This is a genomic window from Ruegeria sp. B32 (genome assembly GCF_025141855.1).
GTDB lineage: Bacteria > Pseudomonadota > Alphaproteobacteria > Rhodobacterales > Rhodobacteraceae > Ruegeria > Ruegeria arenilitoris.
This window is the reverse complement of the sequence record NZ_CP081106.1, coordinates 2,212,374-2,229,274: the sequence shown is the minus strand read 5'-3', so window position 1 is coordinate 2,229,274 and position 16,901 is coordinate 2,212,374. Positions and strand designations below refer to the sequence as shown.

Below are 16,901 nucleotides of genomic sequence, written 5' to 3'. Positions count from 1 at the left end.
CAGTCGCTTTGAAGTCTGCATGGCTACAAGTTCGATCTTGTGATTGCAGGGTAAGTGCGGAAACCTATTCTAGACGCTTCGCTCGATCTGCCACCCTCTGAACCATCGAAACGGTCGCACCACCTGCCTGACGTATCCCAGCCCCAGCGATTTCAGCATTTGACCTTGTCCCAAACCGTGCTCGCGCCCGGGACCCCTTGGTGCCGACCAATCCCTTGGCGAAGCCGCCGGGCCCCGGAATGCTTGGCGGTCCGGCCATCATGAAATTGCCCGAGATTGAACGGACGATCAGGGGGGTGGCGATGATCATGCCGCCAGCGAGGAACATCATCATGAAGAAGGGCACCAGCGCGCCGATGTTGCTTGCGCCGGAGGGATCTCCGAGTTCAGTCATGAGCGAGCGGGACATGCCGACGACGGTGGAAAACACGCCTGCGATTACGAGGGGGTAGAGCGCGTAGGACACCGTGCTGGACAGCCAGCGGTGGAAATAGTCTTTGCTGACGTCGAACAGCGAAAGCGCGATCATGATGGGAGCGATGCCGATCATGAAGGCCAGCATGATTTTCGCGAAGATCAGGACAAGGCCGCAAAGCGCGCCGATGACGCCGAGGAGGAAAGCGCCGATCGCGCCGATCATGGCTCCGGCCATCCAATGCATGTTGTCACCGGCCGCGTTCAGATAGTCGCCAAATTCTTCGATGAGATCGTCGAAGGCCTCGGCAAAGTAGGATGCGCCTGCACCGCCGCCGCCAAGCCCGGCCACCATGCCGCCCGCGAGCTGGTCGAGCCCGCTGATGAGGGCGCTGGCTACTGCGTTGAATTGGACCCAGTTCATCGCAAAGAGGGAGATCAGCATGAGCTTGAGGGCGAACCAGAAGGCGGTCCGCCCATCCATGGATTTGTACTGAAACACCATGTTGAGGAAGACGCCGATCACCGCGAGCGTCGAGGCCACAGCAATGACGCCGCCAAGCTGCCCGGCGACGTTGCCAAACGTGGTCTGGGCCGCGTCTTCCAGAAAGTTGTCGGTTGTCTCTACCATCCAGGTGACGACGCCCATCGGATCTTCCTCGGTCTGTTTAGGCGCTCGCGCCGGTGCGACGTTTCAGGAAGGCCTTCAGGATGTGTTCGCCGTCAAAATCCGGCACGACCGAGACCAGCTCCCAGCCATCCTGACCAAGGGCCGTCAGCTGCGCTTCGATTTTCGGTGGCTTGGTTTTGGCGGTATTGATCAGTTCAATTTTGTATTCAAACATGGGCTGTTTCCTTTAAATGGGCCGGATCGACCGGCAGGTAGAATTCGGTAATGCCGCGCGCGCCTTCATGGCGACCGGCCTGGATGATCACGTCGATCGAGCGAGTAATGTAGTCGTTCATGTCCTGGTAGGTCATGGGCACGTCAGTTTTCAGGGCGGCGATGGCGAGACGCTGAACCGCCAGCTGAGGTGTTTCAGCGTGCAGCGTGGTCAGTGAGCCACCATGGCCGGTGTTGATGGCCTCGAGAAATGTCATGGCCTCCTTGCCGCGTACTTCGCCTAAAACAATCCGGTCCGGCCGCATCCGCAGGGTAGAGGTCAGCAGGACATCGGCGCTGCGCGTGGCTTCGTCGCGGTCAGACATCAGCGTGACGATATTTGGCTGCGTCGGTCGCAGTTCTGCGGCTTCTTCGATCGTGATGATGCGTTCGTCTGTGGGCACAAAAGAGAGGATTTTGCGTGCTGTGACGGTCTTGCCGGTCGAAGTTCCGCCGGACACGATCATATTGAGCTTGTGGGTGACGCAGAACTTGATCGCGGCGTCGATGTCGCCGGTGGCCACGACATCGCGCAGCTCAGCATTGCGCTTGCGTCTTGCACCCTCGTTGCCGCGTTCTTTGCCAAAGAGATAGGCCAGCTTGATCTGTCCCAATGGAAGGTCAGCGAAGAACCGCAGAGAAATCGCGTAACCGCCATCAACGGCCGGAGGCTGGATGACTTGCGCGCGGATCGGGCGGTCACGGTAGGTGATGCTGACCGAGACGATGGGTTTCGTTCGGCTGAGCGTGGTGTTCGCGGCCGAAGCAATCTGATTGCCCAAGTCTTTGATCTCGTTCGGCGAGAGCCGTCGATTGACGGACCGCATAAAGTGATCACCCTGAAACTCGGCCCACAGCGTGCCGTCAGGATTGATGCAAAGCTCGATCAGCTTTGGATCGCGCGCCTCGGGGATCTTGTCCATCGAGCTTTGAAGGTAACTGGCCGCCATGATCAGAAAATCTCCAGATCACGATCGACCATCACGGTGACGCGGGCACCTTGATCGACATAGATCACGGGTGAGACGGAAAGGTATTCGCCAATCACGCTTTGCGTGCTGTCTTGCAGGTCTTCGCCAATGCCCTCGAGCACATCTGAGGTGATCTCATCTTCGGTGTTTTGGGCTGCCACAGCGGGCAGGGCTCCGATCAGCGATATCAGGGCGGCTGACCCAAACCGGGTGCCAAAACGGCTGTCGACGAAGCCGGTCGTGCCGGACCGCCCCAGTTCATCACCACCGAAGGCGCTGATTTCAACGGTCTGGTTGCTGGGCAGAATGATCCGGTCCCATGCGATGGTTACGCGTTGCTGCGCGATGTCGAGGCCGGATTGATACCTCCCGATCAGACGCGCGCCGCGCGGGATCAGGATCCGCGAGCCGTCATAGGCGTGGATATCTTCAGACACCATCGCGCGGACCTGACCGGCGAGCGAGCTGTCGATCGCTGTCTCGAGCACCGCCTGGATCATCGTGCCTTGAACGACCGTGTTTGACGGGTTCACGATCAACTGGGCTTGCGTCACCTCAGCGGGTTCAGCGCCATTGCGGACAAAGTCTGTGTCGCCATCAAGCCGCCGTTGCTGCGCGGCGGTTTCACTGTTGCCGCCTCCGGTGCCACCAAAGGCGATGATCGGGCTGGCAATGCGGGCTTGGAGTTCCTCAAGTTCGGCTTGTCGCCGCCGTTCCAGCTCCTGAAGGCGCAGTTCTTCGGCCGTGGGGCCGGTTGGTGCGGGCGTGCGAGGGGTTTCCAGGCGTGCAAGCTCTAGATCGTTCTGCAGTCGCTGGATTTGTCGCGCACGTTCTTCCAACTCTTCGCGCAAGGCGGCCTGCGTTGCTTCTGCCTCGCTGCGCAGGGCATCGATCTCTGCGCCCAAGGTATCCAGTGCCTCGAGGTCGACAGTTGGGGCTTCAGGTGCAGGTGCGTTGCGCATGGCTTCGAGCTCGCGCCGCATGGCGTCCATTTGCGCGCGCAGCTCTTCTGTTTCGCTGTCTGGTTCTGGCTCCGGTGGTGGGGAAGTGTCGATCGGTGCAGGCGTGGGCTCGAGCGCACCAAAGCCCGGTCCCGCTGCTTGGAATTCATCCGGGGAGGCGGTTTCCAGGCTGTCGGGTTCAGAACCGCCAGAGAACAACAGCAAGAGGCCGCCCAGAGCGGCGATTGCCCCAATGCCTAGGGCAATAGTGACAACGGACGGTCGCGATTTTCGGTTTTGTGGTTTACCTTCAAGCGCTTCGAGGCGCTTCTTAAGCTCAGCTGTTTCACTCATCGTGGTTTGCCTCGCTCATCTCTTGGACGCAGATCTCGTCCTCCCCAAGCCTGAGAACCCATCGATCGCTGACACCTGAAACACGGATCACGCCGTCTGGCCGCGCGAACGCATTCACGCTGCGCTCATTACCGCCGGACCAACGAAAGATCGCAGGCAGCGGCGCGTTCGCGGCAAAACGGAAGTAGGTGAAGGTGCCGTCGTCCCAAATCTCACGCGGGGTGATCTCGGACCGCGCGTTGACGCCATAGGCATGGTTTGCTGGCGCAGTGGCAACCACACGCGGTTGTCGTGGTGCCGAATCTGGATAGGTGAAGCGGATCACATAGAAGGTCGGCGAACTCGCCTCTGTCACGTTGAAATAATAGCTGCGCCGGTTGGTGTAGACGGTGATGTTGGTATGTGCGCCGCGTGTAACGGGCTTGATCGCAAAGGCCTGGCCTCCGGGCACGCCGTCCAAAAGGAACCCTTCGGTGTCGCCTGCAATGATCGAGCGGATAGTCTCACCCTGGCCGAACTCAATGCTGGTCACATGGGTCAGGCTGGTGCGGATCCGGTAGACCTGCCCATCCTGGTAGGTGGCCAGCCGGACGCGGGTATCATAGGGGCCTTGTCGCGGCTGGGTTTCCGCATTGGCAGTGCCAGCAAGCGGTACAAGGAAAGCGAGGATCAGTAACAAGCGGCGCATGGGTTACTCCAAACGATCCGAGCGGATCGCGTATTCAGTGACGGTGAAGCCGAAAGGGTTCTGCCAGACATCGTCGATCGAACGGCTATTCTCGGGCCGAAACTCAAACATCAGGGTTGCGGTGAAGAGCCCGTTTTGAGTGCCGCGCGGTGAATTTAGCCGCTTGCGTAGGCGCACCTGGGCACGATTGGCGCTGATATGGGTGATCGAGAGCACCTCGACCTCAAGCCGCGCATCTGTGCCATAGCTGTCCGGCGGATAGGCCTCATGGCCGCTGGTCCAAAGCGCGCGCAGTCCTGCAGCGGCCGCGCCGTCCGACTGGTCCAGGACCCGCCGCACGCGCACATCATTGTCGAGCTGATTGTACGTCTCTCGATCGATGACATAGCGGTAGACCTGTGCCTCAATGATAGCGGGGCGTTCCGTGAGTGAGACCGCTTCAACCATAGCATTGGGGAGGGCCATGCCGGTTTCGCTATCAAAGGGCACGATCATGGGCGGCGGGTCCACGTCGAACAGAGCGACAAGAGCAGCGGTGAGACAACCTGCCATGCCAAACGCCATGCCTGTCAGCCCCAGTTTCTGCCACATAAGTTCGCGCCGTCGTGCGCCGTAGACGAGCTCCTCTTCGATGATTTCTGCCTCGCTGTTCATGGCATCAGTCCGCGCGAAGCTCTGGCAAGGTGAAGTCCATGTAGCGGCGCTCTTCGGCCAGCGTCGCGGCATCGACCACGCCTGATTGGCCCGCGCCGACGGTTTGAATGGCTTCGAGCTCCCACATGCGTGTCATGGCGATGGCCAGCTCGGCCGTGACGCGGGTGTTGTGGTCCACGGCTTCTTTGAGCGTTTCCATATCGGGGATCAATGTGACCAGCTGCTCAACGCGTTCGAGAGATTGCGCGGCCTCTTCATAGCTGTTCTCGGCCGCCGCTGACATCATCGCCCCAGTGCCCGCTTGGCTGGCAATGCGCTCAGCCCCCGGATTGCCGCTGCTGGCCATGTCGGACAGGCTGTCTTGGTCAAAACCTGCATCCTCCAAGGCTTGCGTCATGCGGCCTTCCATCTGTGGGGCCGCATTGCCGATCAGGCCGCTGAAGTCACCGCTTTGGATTTGCCGGATGGTGCCAAGGAGATCACCGAATTCCTGATCGAGAAGCCCGTCGAGATCACCACCCATGGCCATTTCGATGATATCGGTCGCGCCGGTCAGGGCTGCGTAAGTCTCGTTGAGCGTGTCGAGTTGCTGCTGAACCAGGTCGAGTTGTTCGAGAAGCGTGTCGAGCTGGTCGGTCTGGATCCCGAAATCCTCCAGCATCTGCTGAAGCTGGCGAATTTCCTGCGCGATGTTGCGTGTGTCGACTGTCGGAACGCCTTGGGCAGATGCAGGGGACACAGCCAACAATGCGCAGGTGGCTAGGGCAGAAAGAAAGCGGATCATCGAAGTGCCTCCAGATCAAATTGCATGAAGTCTTGTTCGCGCGCCTGAGCGGCCGCCATGGCCAGTTCTGCGGCGCTAAGCGGGCGGGTATGGGCGGCCTTGAGCCGTGTGCGGATCGTGATCAGGCGGGCGAGTTCGGCCCGCGCATAGGTGTTAAGCGACATGGCCGCGTGAATGTCATCTGTCTCGCCAATGCGGGTAATGATGTCCTGCACGCGCAGCGCGGCCGCTTGCACCGAGACCAAGGAGTAATCGCCATAGATCCCTGCACCGAACGAGGTCAGGCTCATGGTGGAGTTGGCGAGCAAAACGGGATCAATCGTGCCAAGCGCATCAACGCCGCCGACACGGGCAAGGTAGAGATTGTAGCGCTCAGGGATCACCTGAACGTAGTGCTGGGTCTCGGCAAAGGGTGGCACGCCGCCGTAGCGCTGAACATTGCCAGGACCAGCATTGTAAGCCGCCAGACCGTGAATGACGTTGCCATCAAACATGGCCAGCATCTGCGCCAGATAGCGCGCGCCGCCGGTGACCTGGATGTAGGGGTTCTCATAGTAGGCCGGGTAAATCCCGAGATCCTGCGCGGTGCCGGGCATGATTTGGGTCAGGCCGAATGCGCCGACAGGGGAGCGCGCGCCGATGGAGAAACGGCTTTCTTGCCAGATCAGCGCCTGCAGGAGGCAACGCCATTGCTTGGGCGACAGGCCCGCCGCGCGCACGCCAGACATGTGGTGCGTTTCCTGAGCCGCTCGAATGATCAGCTGTTCGATCGATCCCGAGGCATCGCCGAACATCTGTGCCGCACCAGGGTTTGGGTCAACCGGACCATAAAGCGTGTCTGCGGCGCTTTCAGGCGATGAACCAGCTTCCAGGCTTGCGACCAGTGCGCCGGAATTTCCATTGCCAAGTGTTGCTGCGTCGAGGATGTCCTCCAACGCCTGGAGTTGTTCTTGCTCGAGCTCCTCAAGTTCTTCTTCTGTCGTTAGCCGATCCCGCTGCAGTGCCAGATCTTGTTCGCCCTGCTGCAACACGCGCTCACGCTGCAGGAACATGCCTGCATCAAACGTCGGCACGCCTTGGGCAGAGGCCATTGGTGTGGCGAACCAAACCAAGCCCGCAATGATATGCAGGCGGTGCTTACTCACCGAGACCACCAACCGGCCCGAGCAGCTCGAAATTGCAGTTACTGCGGCTGACCTCGGCAAAGGAGTTGAAGCATTCCGCTTCAGACGGCCGGTATTCCGCGCAGGCTGTCAGGGTCAAAAGGGTGAGGGTCAGCACGCAAAGTCTACGCATCAATCTGTCTCCAAAAATCGGGGTCTTGGCGGTAATCCGCGCCAACCAGCGCTTCGCCTTTTTCCATGCCGCCAAGGATCGTGAGGTAAGGGCCAAGGGCGCTTAGATCGGCGTCAATCACCACCGAGCCCTGATCATCACGCACCAGCGCCAGACGGGAGTTGCTGCCGGTGCCGAGCAAAACACTGAGCTCTTTCTCAGAAAGGTCCAACATGGTGTAATCGCTGGCCGTGGCGCGGATGTTGGGAAGCAAGAGTTGCGTCGGCACGGCCTCGACAATCGTCTTGCCGGTGCGTGTTTTCTCGAGCTGGCTTGCGTATTGGGTCATCATCACGACGACCGCGTTCTGTTTGCGCGCCGTGACCAGCCAGTTGCTCAGCCGGTCGGCAAAATACGGGTTGTCGAGTGCTTTCCAGGCCTCATCGATGATGATCAACGTCGGCTTGCGGTCCTCGATTACACGCTCCACCCGCCGAAACAGATAGGACAGGACCGCCATGCGTTCTTTCTCGCTTTCACTGTCGAGAATGCCGGTAAGGTCGAACCCGACGACATCACCATCGAGCGAAAAAGTATCCTCAGAGCTTTGCCCGAAAATCCAACCGTAGCGGCCGTCTGCGGTCCATTCCTGGATCCGCTCGAACAGATCCCCTTCATCCGCCCCGGCCACAAAGAGGGATGCCAGGTCTTGCCAGTTGCGCAGGTCGGCATCGCTCGCCCCGGCGTTCTGGCGCACCACTTCCTGAATGCGATTGATCTGGACCGGGCTGAGGGGCTTGTCGGCGCGATGCAAAAGGGTGGCCAGCCAATCGGACAGCCAAGCTTGACCGCGCCCGTCGATTTCTGTGCGCAGCGGGTTGAGGCCGGTCGCTTCACCTGCCTTAATGGCGCTGTAGCGCCCGCCACTGGCCCGCACGGCCATTTCCATACCCGCGCGATAGTCGAAAACGAAAACGCGCGCGTCGCAGCGACGGGCTTGGGTCATGAGGAAGGCCGACAGCACTGACTTGCCAGAGCCAGGGCGGCCGAGGATCAAAGTATGTCCACCTGTTGGCTCTTTGTCCGGCTGACCCGCCTCATGATAGTTGAACAGAAAGCCCGAACGCTCAGGCGTCGGGAACAGGGTAATCGGTTCGCCCCAAGGCACTTCTTGTCCGGGTTTGCCCAGTTGACCGCGATGCAGCGCAGCGAGGTCAGCAAAGTTCGTATTGGTGATTGCGGCCTTGCGGCTGCGCATCTGCCCATTGCCCGGATGCTGCGCGAAATAGTGGGTGCGGGCCGCAAAGCTCTCGTTCACCAGATTAACGCCTTCACTGGCGGCGATGTTGCGCACCTCGGCAGCGATGGCTTCCAGCTTTTCCTCGGTCTCGGCGAAAACCGTCACCGTCATGTGATGGTCGCCGAAGCTGAGGCGCTTGGATTCAAGATCGTCCAGCGCGTCGACCAATTCTTCGGCGAGGGAAATCGCGCCGTCATCGCTGGCCTTCATCAGGCGTTGTTGGCGCTTGATCCGGCTTGCCATGATGTTGCTGTTGATCGGTGTGAAGGAATGCGTGACGACCATGTCGACGGGCAGGTTCAGCTCATCGAACATGGTGCAGTTGGTTTTGGCCGGATAGGTCTTGATCGCAAAGCTGGTGCCAAACCGCTTTCCCGCCGTCCCGTCGTCGAGCGTAAAGCCACGCCCCTGAAACGTGACGCGGGTGTTGGCCACATCTTCGGCAATGACGCCAAAGCGGGATTTTGCGAAGAGGGGGTGTTCCTGTCCGATGTTGAGCGCCCCGAGGAAACCCAGCAGTTCGCCGCTTTCCGCCCCAAGCAAGCGCGGGTTCATCTCTGCAAAAGACGAAAGCAGAAAACCGACGACTTCCTCGAGCTTGCGCAGTTGTTTAGCTGTCTGGTCTTTCATCTGTGCGATGGAGTCTGAACGTTTCAGGCGCAGCCGCCCGCCGAGGGGCGGACGTTTCAGCACAGTGAGCGTGAGCGTTTTGTCCCGCAGGCCTGCTTGCGCCATGGCTGTTTGCCAACGGTTATCCAGCGCTTTCGCAAACCCTTCTTCGGGCACCGGCGGCAGCGCGGTCTCAATCGCCTTTGAAACCTTGTGTACGTAGAAACTGTAGTCCGACCCGATCTGCGCGATGATCGCTGCGAAGAGCGCTCGGATCTTCTCCAGGTGCGCGTCATCGCAGGTCATGCTGTTGACGCCATCGAGGCGGATGCATTGGAACAGAGCATTGCCGCGCGTGCGGATCGTCATGTCGTTCACAAGACTGACATAGGGCAGCATGCTGGCCATCGGGCGCTCTTTCCGCGCCCAGTCCGGTAGCGTCGCAAGATCATCCGAGGGGTTATGGAGCATAGCTGTCCCCCGAATGGATCTTGCGATTTGGCGTCGGGGGCGTTTCCTGCAGCACTGTTACCATCACCTCAAGAAAGGCAGGATCCCAATCCGCCGCTTTCCACAACGCAGGATAGGCGAGAGCGGCAATGATGATCACCGGCCAGCTCTGGATCCAGAGAAACAGCAACACAAACCCGAAGAGCCAAACCATGGCATACATGATCGGCAAGCCGATGAGCTTTGGCGGCCGGACCAGACCGAGGAAGAGGCGGGTTTGCGTTGCCATGCCGGATTTATGCGCCCCAGATGGCGGTCACGATGGTCGGCGCAGCTGCGATGCCTGCGATAGCGACCAGCACCCAAAGGGCTTGGCGGAAATCCAGAATGCCAAAGAGCCAGGAGAGGAACACGCCAATCAGGGCCAGGGTGCCGATGACAATGCCCAAGGGGCCGGTGATCGTGTCGACGATGCCCTGCAAAAGGTTCTGGACCGGCGAAAGGTCGATGCTCTGCGCCAAGGCGGGATTGGCAATCATTAGACTGGCCAGAGCCAGCGACAGGATCGTGCGGAATTGAATGTGCATCAGGAGGCTCCAGTCAGTCGGTCACGCACGGCCATAACGCGGCGCACGTGATTTTGGGTTTCTCGGTAGGGAGGGATGCCGCCATAGCGCGCGACCGCGTCTGGTCCTGCGTTATAGGCGGCGAGCGCGAGTTCGGGCGTGCCGAACTGCGCCAGCATCATCAAAAGGTAGCGGGCGGAGCCATCGAGGTTGGCCTGCCAGTCATGCGGATCCACACCAAGCTGCGCGGCCGTCGCAGGCATCAGCTGTCCAAGGCCAATCGCGCCTGCGGAACTGAGTGCATTCGGGTGATAGGCGCTTTCGATCTCGATATTGGCTTGGAAGAGCGCCTGCCATTCCGTCACCGACAGACCGGCGCGACGCAGTGCAGGATGCCCGCCGTATCGATGCGCGGTACTTTCAAGAGCTGCGAGGATTTCGGGGCGGGGAACTGCCCGGGCGGGTGCAGGTGAAGACGCCTCAGGTTCAGGCCCTGTGAAAACGATCAGCTCTGGTGGGTTTGCACCAATCCCATCGACATAGCTTTGTGCAAAGCCTGATTGGGGGGATTTGGTTTCCAGCTGGCCATCGGCCCGCATGGAAAGCACGAAGCCTTCAGAATACGCGGGTGCAGCGATGATCCCTGCAAGGACGGCAAGTGGCTTAGCCCGCGTCGTCCAACTTGTGAGAGGCGATCTTACCTTCGAACATGGGGATCGAGACGATCGAAACGCCAAGCCCGGCGAGGAAGCTGGATAAGCCGTTGATTGTCTTGAATTCCCGAGCTGCCATGTTGTTGCGCGCCGTGACGAGCAGGCGACGCGTCTCGCCATCTGGCGAGACGCAATGCACGGTCCAAACCCCGGACCACTGAGCACCTGTACGTTTGGGCGTAACCCGGCACACAACATCCGCCGAATGACCCTCGGCAAGCAGCGTGCGCAGCCCGTCTTCACTGACAACATTGGGGGCGTCTTGCATCAAATTCATAGGATCGAGCCTTGCAGAATTGTGCATTGGCCCGGCAGTCCCTCATGGACTACCGAACCGATACAATATTATAACTTTGCAATCAATAGGTGCAGTTTGTGTTATTGCGCCTTTCATGCGTTGAAACGAATTTACTGCAACGGAGTGGCTGAGCCAAGATAATATGGAGCTTTTGAAACAAACATGGGTGATTATAGTCGTTCTGAGCTGGGGTTCTGCCGCGATTGCGGGCACTTGCCTGCCGCCTGCGCCGCCTTGGATGCCGAACACTGCCAGCGACGTGCGGGCATATGCTGACTTGTTGAGGCGCGATGCGGAGACCTATTTTACCGATGTCGAACGATACTTCCGTTGCCTAGATCAGCAGAGGCGAGAGGTCTTCGAACAAGCGCGCGTGGTCAGTGGGGACTATGCGCGCGTTCTCGAGTTTCTGGACGAGGTGAGGAATTGACACCCGTCCTCACCTAGAGAAAGCTGCCATTCAATAAGGCAGCGGCGAAGGTCCGCAGTGCGGGACTTTCTGCCGTTCGCTGCGGGTGCGCCAATGTCTGCTTCTGGAAAACGGACGCGGTCAAAAACGGTGATTTGTGACCGCAGCCACCACACAACTATAGCGAGAAACACCAGAAGTCAGAGATGAATCCTGCCAAGCTAATAATCAGCCTGTCACAGTGTAGGGTGCGTTGTGAACGGTCGGCTCGATGGGGTTGCCATCGTTGTCCGTGGCATGGCGCTCGAAAACCTTAAAACCGGGCGGCAGGATGGTCCCTGGGCGGGCTTCAGAGACGAAGATGTGCTTGCTGTTGTCGGGGTTCACCGAGATCGATGCTGGATCGTCAAGCGTCCCGATATAGATGCCGAGGCGGTCCGGCCAGCGCTCGAAAGTCAACGCTAGCTTGGTTCCACATTCAGAGCAGAAGTGGACCTTTATTTCCTTTCCGCTGCCATCCGACGGAAGCTTATAGATGGTGGGAGAGCCGCGTGTGAAGGTGAACGTCTCACGTTCGAAGATCGGCTCGATCATTCGATCTGAGCCGGTCGCGGATTGACAGAACTTACAGTAACACACTGTCACCCAGAGCGGGTCACTTCCCGTGTCGTACTCCACGTTTCCGCACAGGCAGCGCCCAGTATGACCAAGGGGCATGTCTGACACCTTTCTAGTGACTCGATACCTCGTCAGGCTAACCTAACAAGCCACCGCCAGAAAACTTTTTTTCAGGTTTGCTTGGCTGAGAACCGCTCTCCCTCGAAGGGCAACAGCCATACGTAGTGCACTCTGCGCGGCGACTGCTCTTGTTCGTCATCACCGGGTATTACAACCTAGTGTTGTTTTGGGGTATTCTGGACTGGCGAAAACGGTGGTTTCTGTCACTTCGCGATACCCCATCCAAATCGTAGAAAAATCCTGTGCCACAAACCCTTGGCAAAACTCGGTTTGGTTTTGTCACGTTTGTGGCCGTTGCTTGGAGACCGGACATTCGTGTGCGGCGCAGCATCGGTCAAAGTGGGCTCTTTCCGGCCGTTAGCTGCGTTTTGCACCAAGGTCCGGTTCAGCGGGATGATCTGAGCGGTGTGGTGTTTTAGGATGGCCGCCATCGTATAGCGCGGCCTGCGTCTCGCCGTTATCCCACTGATACAGAAGACCGATTTCTTCGCCTGTCTTGATACACGTAATGCGGCCGATCGCTTCGGCCGTTGTGCGAACACTCTCAAGTTTGGGCAAAACTAGCCCCTCTCGTTAAACAATTCCTTAGGATCGACCTCGAGGGCATCCGCGATCCGCTCCAGAACATCGATTGATGCTGAATTTTTGGCGAGTTCAATCTCGCTGATATAGCTGCGATCGATGTTCGCGGCCAAAGCTAGCTGTTCTTGGCTCAATCCTCTGGAACTTCTTAGATTCCGGACATTTAACCCTACTCGTTCCCGTAATTTCATGGCCTGTAATCGGCCAGATCACAAGAACCGCTCTACGGAATATATTCCACAAAGCGCGCGCGAACATCATAAACGCTATGCTCGCATATGGTGTGATGGTCAGGGTTGGAGGTAATGTGTCAATAATGCAGTAATGTAATCATAAGGCATTTATTGATATGAGGAGTAGACTTTTCAGAAACTGGACAGGCGGAGCTGTTGTGGCTGTACTCTCAGCCGTGGCCCCGCAGGCGGCTAAGGCCTATCAGGTTGACTGCGCCATTCTGCTTTGCCTGGCTGGTGGGTGGCCCGCGTCAGCAGAATGTGCCCATGCCCGCGCCGTGTTTATCCGCCGGATCACGCCCTGGCCAATTGAGCCGCCTTTGCAAATCTGGCGTTGCCCGATGGGTGTTTCTGAGCGCGCACCGCTGCAAAGCACAGCCCCGAAAATCTGGGAGGCCAGCAACCAAACAGGTCAGACGCTCGGCCAAATCATCCTGGCTCAGGTGGTCGAAGACGGTGCCGATATCGACATCAGTGGCCTGGAATTTGATTTCGTGCGCTCGATCCGCGTCTGGGATGTTCGGCACTACAGTCATCGCGAACGTGGTCGCGACGATGATTGCTCTGAGAGTTACAACATGCGCCTCGGGACCTACGGTACGCAGGGAGAGTTCAGCTGGCAACGAACGACACCAGCCGCCGCCCCACAATGGGTCCTACCGTCACGGCGCTGTTCGTCATCAAATTGGCGGCGCGGAGTAGGTGTGGAATGGGAAGATCACGAAGGCAATCATGGATATGAATGGGTGGCCTACTAGTGTCCAGTGCCCCTTTTTCCTTTCCCGTTTTGCCGTTTGGTGACTTGTGCTGTTGTTCGACAACGAGGGAAGGAAGAGCACCCAAGGAACGGTTCGTCGTCTGGCCCCATTCGGAGAACCATGTTGCCTTGATTGCATGTTGGGCATTTCGCCCCTTCAGCTATGGGGTCTTTTAGTCGAATGGATTTCACTGCAGAAGCGCTGCCTCTACCAACCGTAAGTAGTCGCTTGGTATAATCACATTCTGGATGCGCGCTGCACGCTTCAAACGGTCCAAATCGTCCGGTCTTTTGGCTGAGTGTGCCAGCCCCGCATTTTGGGCAGACCTTCAAAGTAGCCTTTTCGCTTTTGATCTCGGTGTGCCCGTTTTTCGCGAGCTCGACGACAAATCTCGAAGGCTTGTCCTGCAATGTGTAGATGCGCGTTTGTCGGCGGGCGCGTGTCAGGGCAACATAGAAAAGGCGGCGCTCCTCAGCCAGTGGGAAGTCATCGGGCTCTGGCATCGCGAGCTGCAATGCAGGGTCGTCGACGATTTGGCTTGGAAATCCCATCAAGCCTTCGGTGACGTTGAGAAGCATCACATAGTCAGCCTCGAGGCCTTTTGCGGCATGGGCAGTAGAATAACTGAGCTCAAGTTGATCGCCATAGGCGCGCTTCCAGCTGTTGAAGCTGGCGGGCTTATCCTTGTGATAACGGCCCAAGAGCATGATGGTGACTTTGTTGCCGTCGGGCACGTCAAGCTGGCCATTTATGGCGGCACCATGCAGCTGCCTAAGATCTTTCTCGATGCGCTCAAGAGCGCCACTCATCGTCTCAGCTGCAAATGTATGAAGTCCGGCTCTTTCATAAGTGTTGGTGGTTTCAACGGTCTTTCTTATTTGAATGGGATTCTTCTGGATGAAGTCGCTGGATGCTTCGCACAAAACCTGAGGGCATCGGAACGTTTTGCTTAGTGTGAGCTGTGTAGCGTTCAGGAATGTTCGGTCGAAACCGGTCATGACAGAAATATCGGCACCAGCGAAACGGTTGATCCCTTGCCAGTCATCGCCAACAACGCACAAGCTTGCGGAAGTCCCTGCGCTTTCTTTTAGGGCTTTGAGTAAACGCAACTTAGCCTGAGAAACATCCTGAAACTCGTCCGCAAGAACCATGTTGAAGGGGCTTTGATATGTCCCTTCTTTCAGGTGCTTGATTGCATCGAGCAACATGTCATCGAAATCGATGCAGTTTTCGACAGCAAGACGCCGCTGCCATTCCTCGGCGACCCTTTCGTAAAGTTTAACGAAGCGCGTTAGCCGGTCGCGGTGGCCACGCTCATGATCAGCAATCTTCTGGTGCAAGTCCCTCGGGCTCAGTCCATTGCTTTTGACATGCTGCTGGAAGGCACGGATCGTCGAGGCTAGTTGCTTGGTTGGAATTGGCTCTTGGCCGGTGGATTTGCGGCTTTCGTCGAACTCTAGAACTTCGCCGTGTTTCTCCAGTTCGAATTTCAGCCGATCTAGGTCGTTACCGTTTCGCAAGCCATGCGAGGTGGTTTCGAATAGCTGGGTTCCTCTTTCGTCGTGTAGCTCCCTTTTCCAGAGGACACCCGAAACATAGTCGCCGGAAAAATGGGCCGGTGCCTTGCCATACGCGTCAAGCGCAAAATGCTCGTGGTAGAGGTTCAAACGGGGGTAATAGAAGTCAGGATGGTATTGGGAGTGCTCTGCTGTGGCAGTGTCGTGTTCGTATGCACGTTCGTACTCATATGGCACGCCGTGGTAGAAGAGAAAATCGCAGATCATGCGCTCTTCTTGGCTCTTAACCAGTTTCCCGTCTGCCGTTGGAATGCTGCCTCTACCTATGACGTCGGTTTCCGGTTGCTTGAGGTACTCCCACTCATCGATGCCGCGACCGTAGACCGTTCTGAACAGATCCCAGTCAAGCCGGAAGCGGGGATCGCGTTGGCGAAGGTCTTCTACAATTTCTGAGATGGCTTGAATGTCTTTGCCTGGTTCAACCCAGTCAGCCAACCTTGGCTTTCGTCCGGTGCTCTTTCCGATTACCTCCAGGCCGAAAGCATTGAATGTCTTTACATTAATGCGTTGAACGTTGGGAAAATCACCAAGGCGTTCTTTGATGCGACCTTCCAGTTCGTCCTTTACAGATCGGTTGAACGCAAGAATCAAAATCTCCTCAGGTGGGACCAAGCCTTCCTTTAGCGCATACCCAACACGTGCAACGATAGTTGATGTCTTACCGGATCCTGCAGCAGCAACGATTTGGAGCGCGCTGTCCATGCAGATGCAGCAATCCATTTGCTCATCGGTGAGCGGGTTCCGCTCGATTGACGAAAAAAAATCGCTCAACCGTTCTTTCTGTTTTTTCCCAAAAGCGGCGTTAGCCGCATCAAACTCTTTTGCAAGAGCCTTCTGAAAATGCGGATACTGCGAAGTGGGTTCAGCTTCTTCGCTCCCGTTCTTAAATGGTGGAAAGCGTCGGACAATGTTCTCAGCTTCACCTTTGGGGATCCATCTGTTCGGTTCAATGGATGTTGACCAAGCGCTGCGCCAATCGGAATACTCTGAACTGGGCCCAATTGCTGGGACTCTTTTTGGAACGACCCTCGTTGAAGGGGGGGATCGCTCCACTTCTTGGTCGCCACCGCCCCAGCCATTGATTTTGTTGAACCAGCTACCCAACGCCACTGTGATAGCAAGAACATGCGGCATAGCCGCGATCAAACAAATTGGATTTAGGCAAAAGCCGAAGAATAGCAGTTGATTGAGGACCATCACAACTATGAAGGTCCAAGTATAGGTTGAGGCAACGTGTTTCGTGCGCTGCCAAAGTGTTTTGGGCATTTTTTTCTCGGCAGATTCTAGAGGTTAAACGTTCAATTCGCTAACCATTGCCGCCTTTCTGATTGCTCTGATGAATCGCCTCCATCCGAGCGGTAATGTCGCTCGCGATGCTCTCGTACAGCGCCGCTTGGCGCTCTCTCGCTGAGCCCGGTTTAGGCGTTCTGCGTCGTATTCTTTTGGCAAGCCAAAAAAGAAGCCTTGCAGCAGGATCGGTGACGTTTTCCGGTACAGGGGCCGGATAGTTTTCTTCGAGGAGGGCAACGACCTCAGCATTCATGCTGCGATGGTTGGCCTCAGCCGCGAGGCGTATTCGATCGCGCAGGCCGTCGGGCAGCCGCACGATGAATTTATCCTGATTTTGAGAGCTTTGTTCTGGCATGGTGGCACTGTGCCATAAAAAGAGATTGACGCAATAGTGGCTAAATGCCACTAACGGGA

19 protein-coding genes are annotated in these 16,901 nt (G+C 57.6%); 1 reads left to right on the top strand and 18 read right to left on the bottom strand.

Annotated features, from left to right (window positions below; translation table 11 throughout):
* Positions 1–64: 64 nt before the first annotated feature.
* From K3752_RS11355 to K3752_RS11280, 16 genes are all read right to left on the bottom strand, one after another.
* On the bottom strand, positions 65–1,063 hold the full coding sequence (locus K3752_RS11355; RefSeq protein WP_234170508.1) for a type IV secretion system protein: 999 nt from the start codon (positions 1,061–1,063) through the stop codon (positions 65–67).
* A 19-nt stretch (positions 1,064–1,082) separates the two neighbouring features.
* Entirely contained in the window at positions 1,083–1,259 is a 177-nt protein-coding gene (locus tag K3752_RS11350; protein ID WP_171105361.1) for a DUF4177 domain-containing protein, read from the bottom strand.
* Complete coding sequence (locus K3752_RS11345) at positions 1,252–2,247, bottom strand: ATPase, T2SS/T4P/T4SS family (RefSeq protein WP_260063280.1); 996 nt, start codon at positions 2,245–2,247, stop codon at positions 1,252–1,254. The genes K3752_RS11350 and K3752_RS11345 overlap by 8 nt, the downstream gene beginning before the upstream one ends.
* Before the next feature lie 2 nt (positions 2,248–2,249).
* A complete protein-coding gene (locus tag K3752_RS11340; protein ID WP_234170510.1) occupies positions 2,250–3,563 on the bottom strand; it encodes a TrbI/VirB10 family protein in 1,314 nt (437 codons plus the stop codon).
* A complete protein-coding gene (locus K3752_RS11335; protein WP_260063279.1) occupies positions 3,556–4,251 on the bottom strand; it encodes a TrbG/VirB9 family P-type conjugative transfer protein in 696 nt (231 codons plus the stop codon). Before K3752_RS11335 ends, K3752_RS11340 begins: the two co-directional genes overlap by 8 nt.
* Before the next feature lie 3 nt (positions 4,252–4,254).
* Complete coding sequence (locus K3752_RS11330) at positions 4,255–4,905, bottom strand: virB8 family protein (RefSeq protein ID WP_260063278.1); 651 nt, start codon at positions 4,903–4,905, stop codon at positions 4,255–4,257.
* A 4-nt stretch (positions 4,906–4,909) separates the two neighbouring features.
* A complete protein-coding gene (locus tag K3752_RS11325) occupies positions 4,910–5,689 on the bottom strand; it encodes a type IV secretion system protein (RefSeq protein WP_260063277.1) in 780 nt (259 codons plus the stop codon).
* A complete protein-coding gene (locus tag K3752_RS11320) occupies positions 5,686–6,780 on the bottom strand; it encodes a lytic transglycosylase domain-containing protein (RefSeq protein WP_260066306.1) in 1,095 nt (364 codons plus the stop codon). The genes K3752_RS11325 and K3752_RS11320 overlap by 4 nt, the downstream gene beginning before the upstream one ends.
* Before the next feature lie 46 nt (positions 6,781–6,826).
* Entirely contained in the window at positions 6,827–6,985 is a 159-nt protein-coding gene (locus tag K3752_RS11315; RefSeq protein WP_260063276.1) for a hypothetical protein, read from the bottom strand.
* On the bottom strand, positions 6,978–9,344 hold the full coding sequence (locus tag K3752_RS11310) for a type IV secretion system protein B4 (RefSeq protein WP_260063275.1): 2,367 nt from the start codon (positions 9,342–9,344) through the stop codon (positions 6,978–6,980). The genes K3752_RS11315 and K3752_RS11310 overlap by 8 nt, the downstream gene beginning before the upstream one ends.
* Complete coding sequence (locus K3752_RS11305) at positions 9,334–9,612, bottom strand: type IV secretion system protein VirB3 (protein WP_260063274.1); 279 nt, start codon at positions 9,610–9,612, stop codon at positions 9,334–9,336. The genes K3752_RS11310 and K3752_RS11305 overlap by 11 nt, the downstream gene beginning before the upstream one ends.
* A 7-nt stretch (positions 9,613–9,619) precedes the next feature.
* Positions 9,620–9,910: a TrbC/VirB2 family protein gene (locus K3752_RS11300; protein ID WP_114885057.1), complete on the bottom strand. Its 291-nt coding sequence runs from the start codon at positions 9,908–9,910 to the stop codon at positions 9,620–9,622.
* Complete coding sequence (locus tag K3752_RS11295; protein WP_260066304.1) at positions 9,910–10,488, bottom strand: lytic transglycosylase domain-containing protein; 579 nt, start codon at positions 10,486–10,488, stop codon at positions 9,910–9,912. Before K3752_RS11295 ends, K3752_RS11300 begins: the two co-directional genes overlap by 1 nt.
* 64 nt (positions 10,489–10,552) lie before the next feature.
* Complete coding sequence (locus tag K3752_RS11290; protein WP_226892621.1) at positions 10,553–10,870, bottom strand: hypothetical protein; 318 nt, start codon at positions 10,868–10,870, stop codon at positions 10,553–10,555.
* Positions 10,871–11,537: 667 nt separating this feature from the next.
* Positions 11,538–11,903, bottom strand: a complete 366-nt coding sequence (locus tag K3752_RS11285; protein WP_260063273.1) for a GFA family protein — start codon at positions 11,901–11,903, stop codon at positions 11,538–11,540.
* Between the two features lie 704 nt (positions 11,904–12,607).
* Entirely contained in the window at positions 12,608–12,763 is a 156-nt protein-coding gene (locus K3752_RS11280; protein WP_233486594.1) for a helix-turn-helix domain-containing protein, read from the bottom strand.
* 377 nt (positions 12,764–13,140) lie between these two features.
* On the opposite strand from K3752_RS11280, the gene K3752_RS11275 reads away from it, so the two are divergent.
* On the top strand, positions 13,141–13,620 hold the full coding sequence (locus tag K3752_RS11275; RefSeq protein WP_311201677.1) for a hypothetical protein: 480 nt from the start codon (positions 13,141–13,143) through the stop codon (positions 13,618–13,620).
* Here the strand turns inward: K3752_RS11275 and K3752_RS11270 are convergent.
* Entirely contained in the window at positions 13,617–16,463 is a 2,847-nt protein-coding gene (locus tag K3752_RS11270) for a UvrD-helicase domain-containing protein (protein WP_260063271.1), read from the bottom strand. The two genes, K3752_RS11275 and K3752_RS11270, sit on opposite strands and share 4 nt — an antisense overlap.
* Positions 16,464–16,503: 40 nt before the next feature.
* Positions 16,504–16,893: an Arc family DNA-binding protein gene (locus K3752_RS11265; protein WP_260063270.1), complete on the bottom strand. Its 390-nt coding sequence runs from the start codon at positions 16,891–16,893 to the stop codon at positions 16,504–16,506.
* Between the last annotated feature and the right edge of the window lie 8 nt (positions 16,894–16,901).

Excerpts from the sequence above, each read along its gene's own strand:
- K3752_RS11270 (WP_260063271.1), bottom strand. The coding sequence starts at position 16,463 with ATGCCCAAAACACTTTGGCAGCGCACGAAACACGTTGCCTCAACCTAT.
- K3752_RS11325 (WP_260063277.1), bottom strand. The coding sequence starts at position 5,689 with ATGATCCGCTTTCTTTCTGCCCTAGCCACCTGCGCATTGTTGGCTGTG.
- K3752_RS11290 (WP_226892621.1), bottom strand. The coding sequence starts at position 10,870 with ATGCAAGACGCCCCCAATGTTGTCAGTGAAGACGGGCTGCGCACGCTG.
- K3752_RS11355 (WP_234170508.1), bottom strand. The coding sequence starts at position 1,063 with ATGGGCGTCGTCACCTGGATGGTAGAGACAACCGACAACTTTCTGGAA.
- K3752_RS11340 (WP_234170510.1), bottom strand. The coding sequence starts at position 3,563 with ATGAGTGAAACAGCTGAGCTTAAGAAGCGCCTCGAAGCGCTTGAAGGT.
- K3752_RS11335 (WP_260063279.1), bottom strand. The coding sequence starts at position 4,251 with ATGCGCCGCTTGTTACTGATCCTCGCTTTCCTTGTACCGCTTGCTGGC.
- K3752_RS11310 (WP_260063275.1), bottom strand. The coding sequence starts at position 9,344 with ATGCTCCATAACCCCTCGGATGATCTTGCGACGCTACCGGACTGGGCG.
- K3752_RS11350 (WP_171105361.1), bottom strand. The coding sequence starts at position 1,259 with ATGTTTGAATACAAAATTGAACTGATCAATACCGCCAAAACCAAGCCA.
- K3752_RS11345 (WP_260063280.1), bottom strand. The coding sequence starts at position 2,247 with ATGGCGGCCAGTTACCTTCAAAGCTCGATGGACAAGATCCCCGAGGCG.
- K3752_RS11315 (WP_260063276.1), bottom strand. The coding sequence starts at position 6,985 with ATGCGTAGACTTTGCGTGCTGACCCTCACCCTTTTGACCCTGACAGCC.
- K3752_RS11300 (WP_114885057.1), bottom strand. The coding sequence starts at position 9,910 with ATGCACATTCAATTCCGCACGATCCTGTCGCTGGCTCTGGCCAGTCTA.
- K3752_RS11285 (WP_260063273.1), bottom strand. The coding sequence starts at position 11,903 with ATGATCGAGCCGATCTTCGAACGTGAGACGTTCACCTTCACACGCGGC.
- K3752_RS11330 (WP_260063278.1), bottom strand. The coding sequence starts at position 4,905 with ATGAACAGCGAGGCAGAAATCATCGAAGAGGAGCTCGTCTACGGCGCA.
- K3752_RS11295 (WP_260066304.1), bottom strand. The coding sequence starts at position 10,488 with ATGCGGGCCGATGGCCAGCTGGAAACCAAATCCCCCCAATCAGGCTTT.
- K3752_RS11320 (WP_260066306.1), bottom strand. The coding sequence starts at position 6,780 with ATGGCCTCTGCCCAAGGCGTGCCGACGTTTGATGCAGGCATGTTCCTG.
- K3752_RS11305 (WP_260063274.1), bottom strand. The coding sequence starts at position 9,612 with ATGGCAACGCAAACCCGCCTCTTCCTCGGTCTGGTCCGGCCGCCAAAG.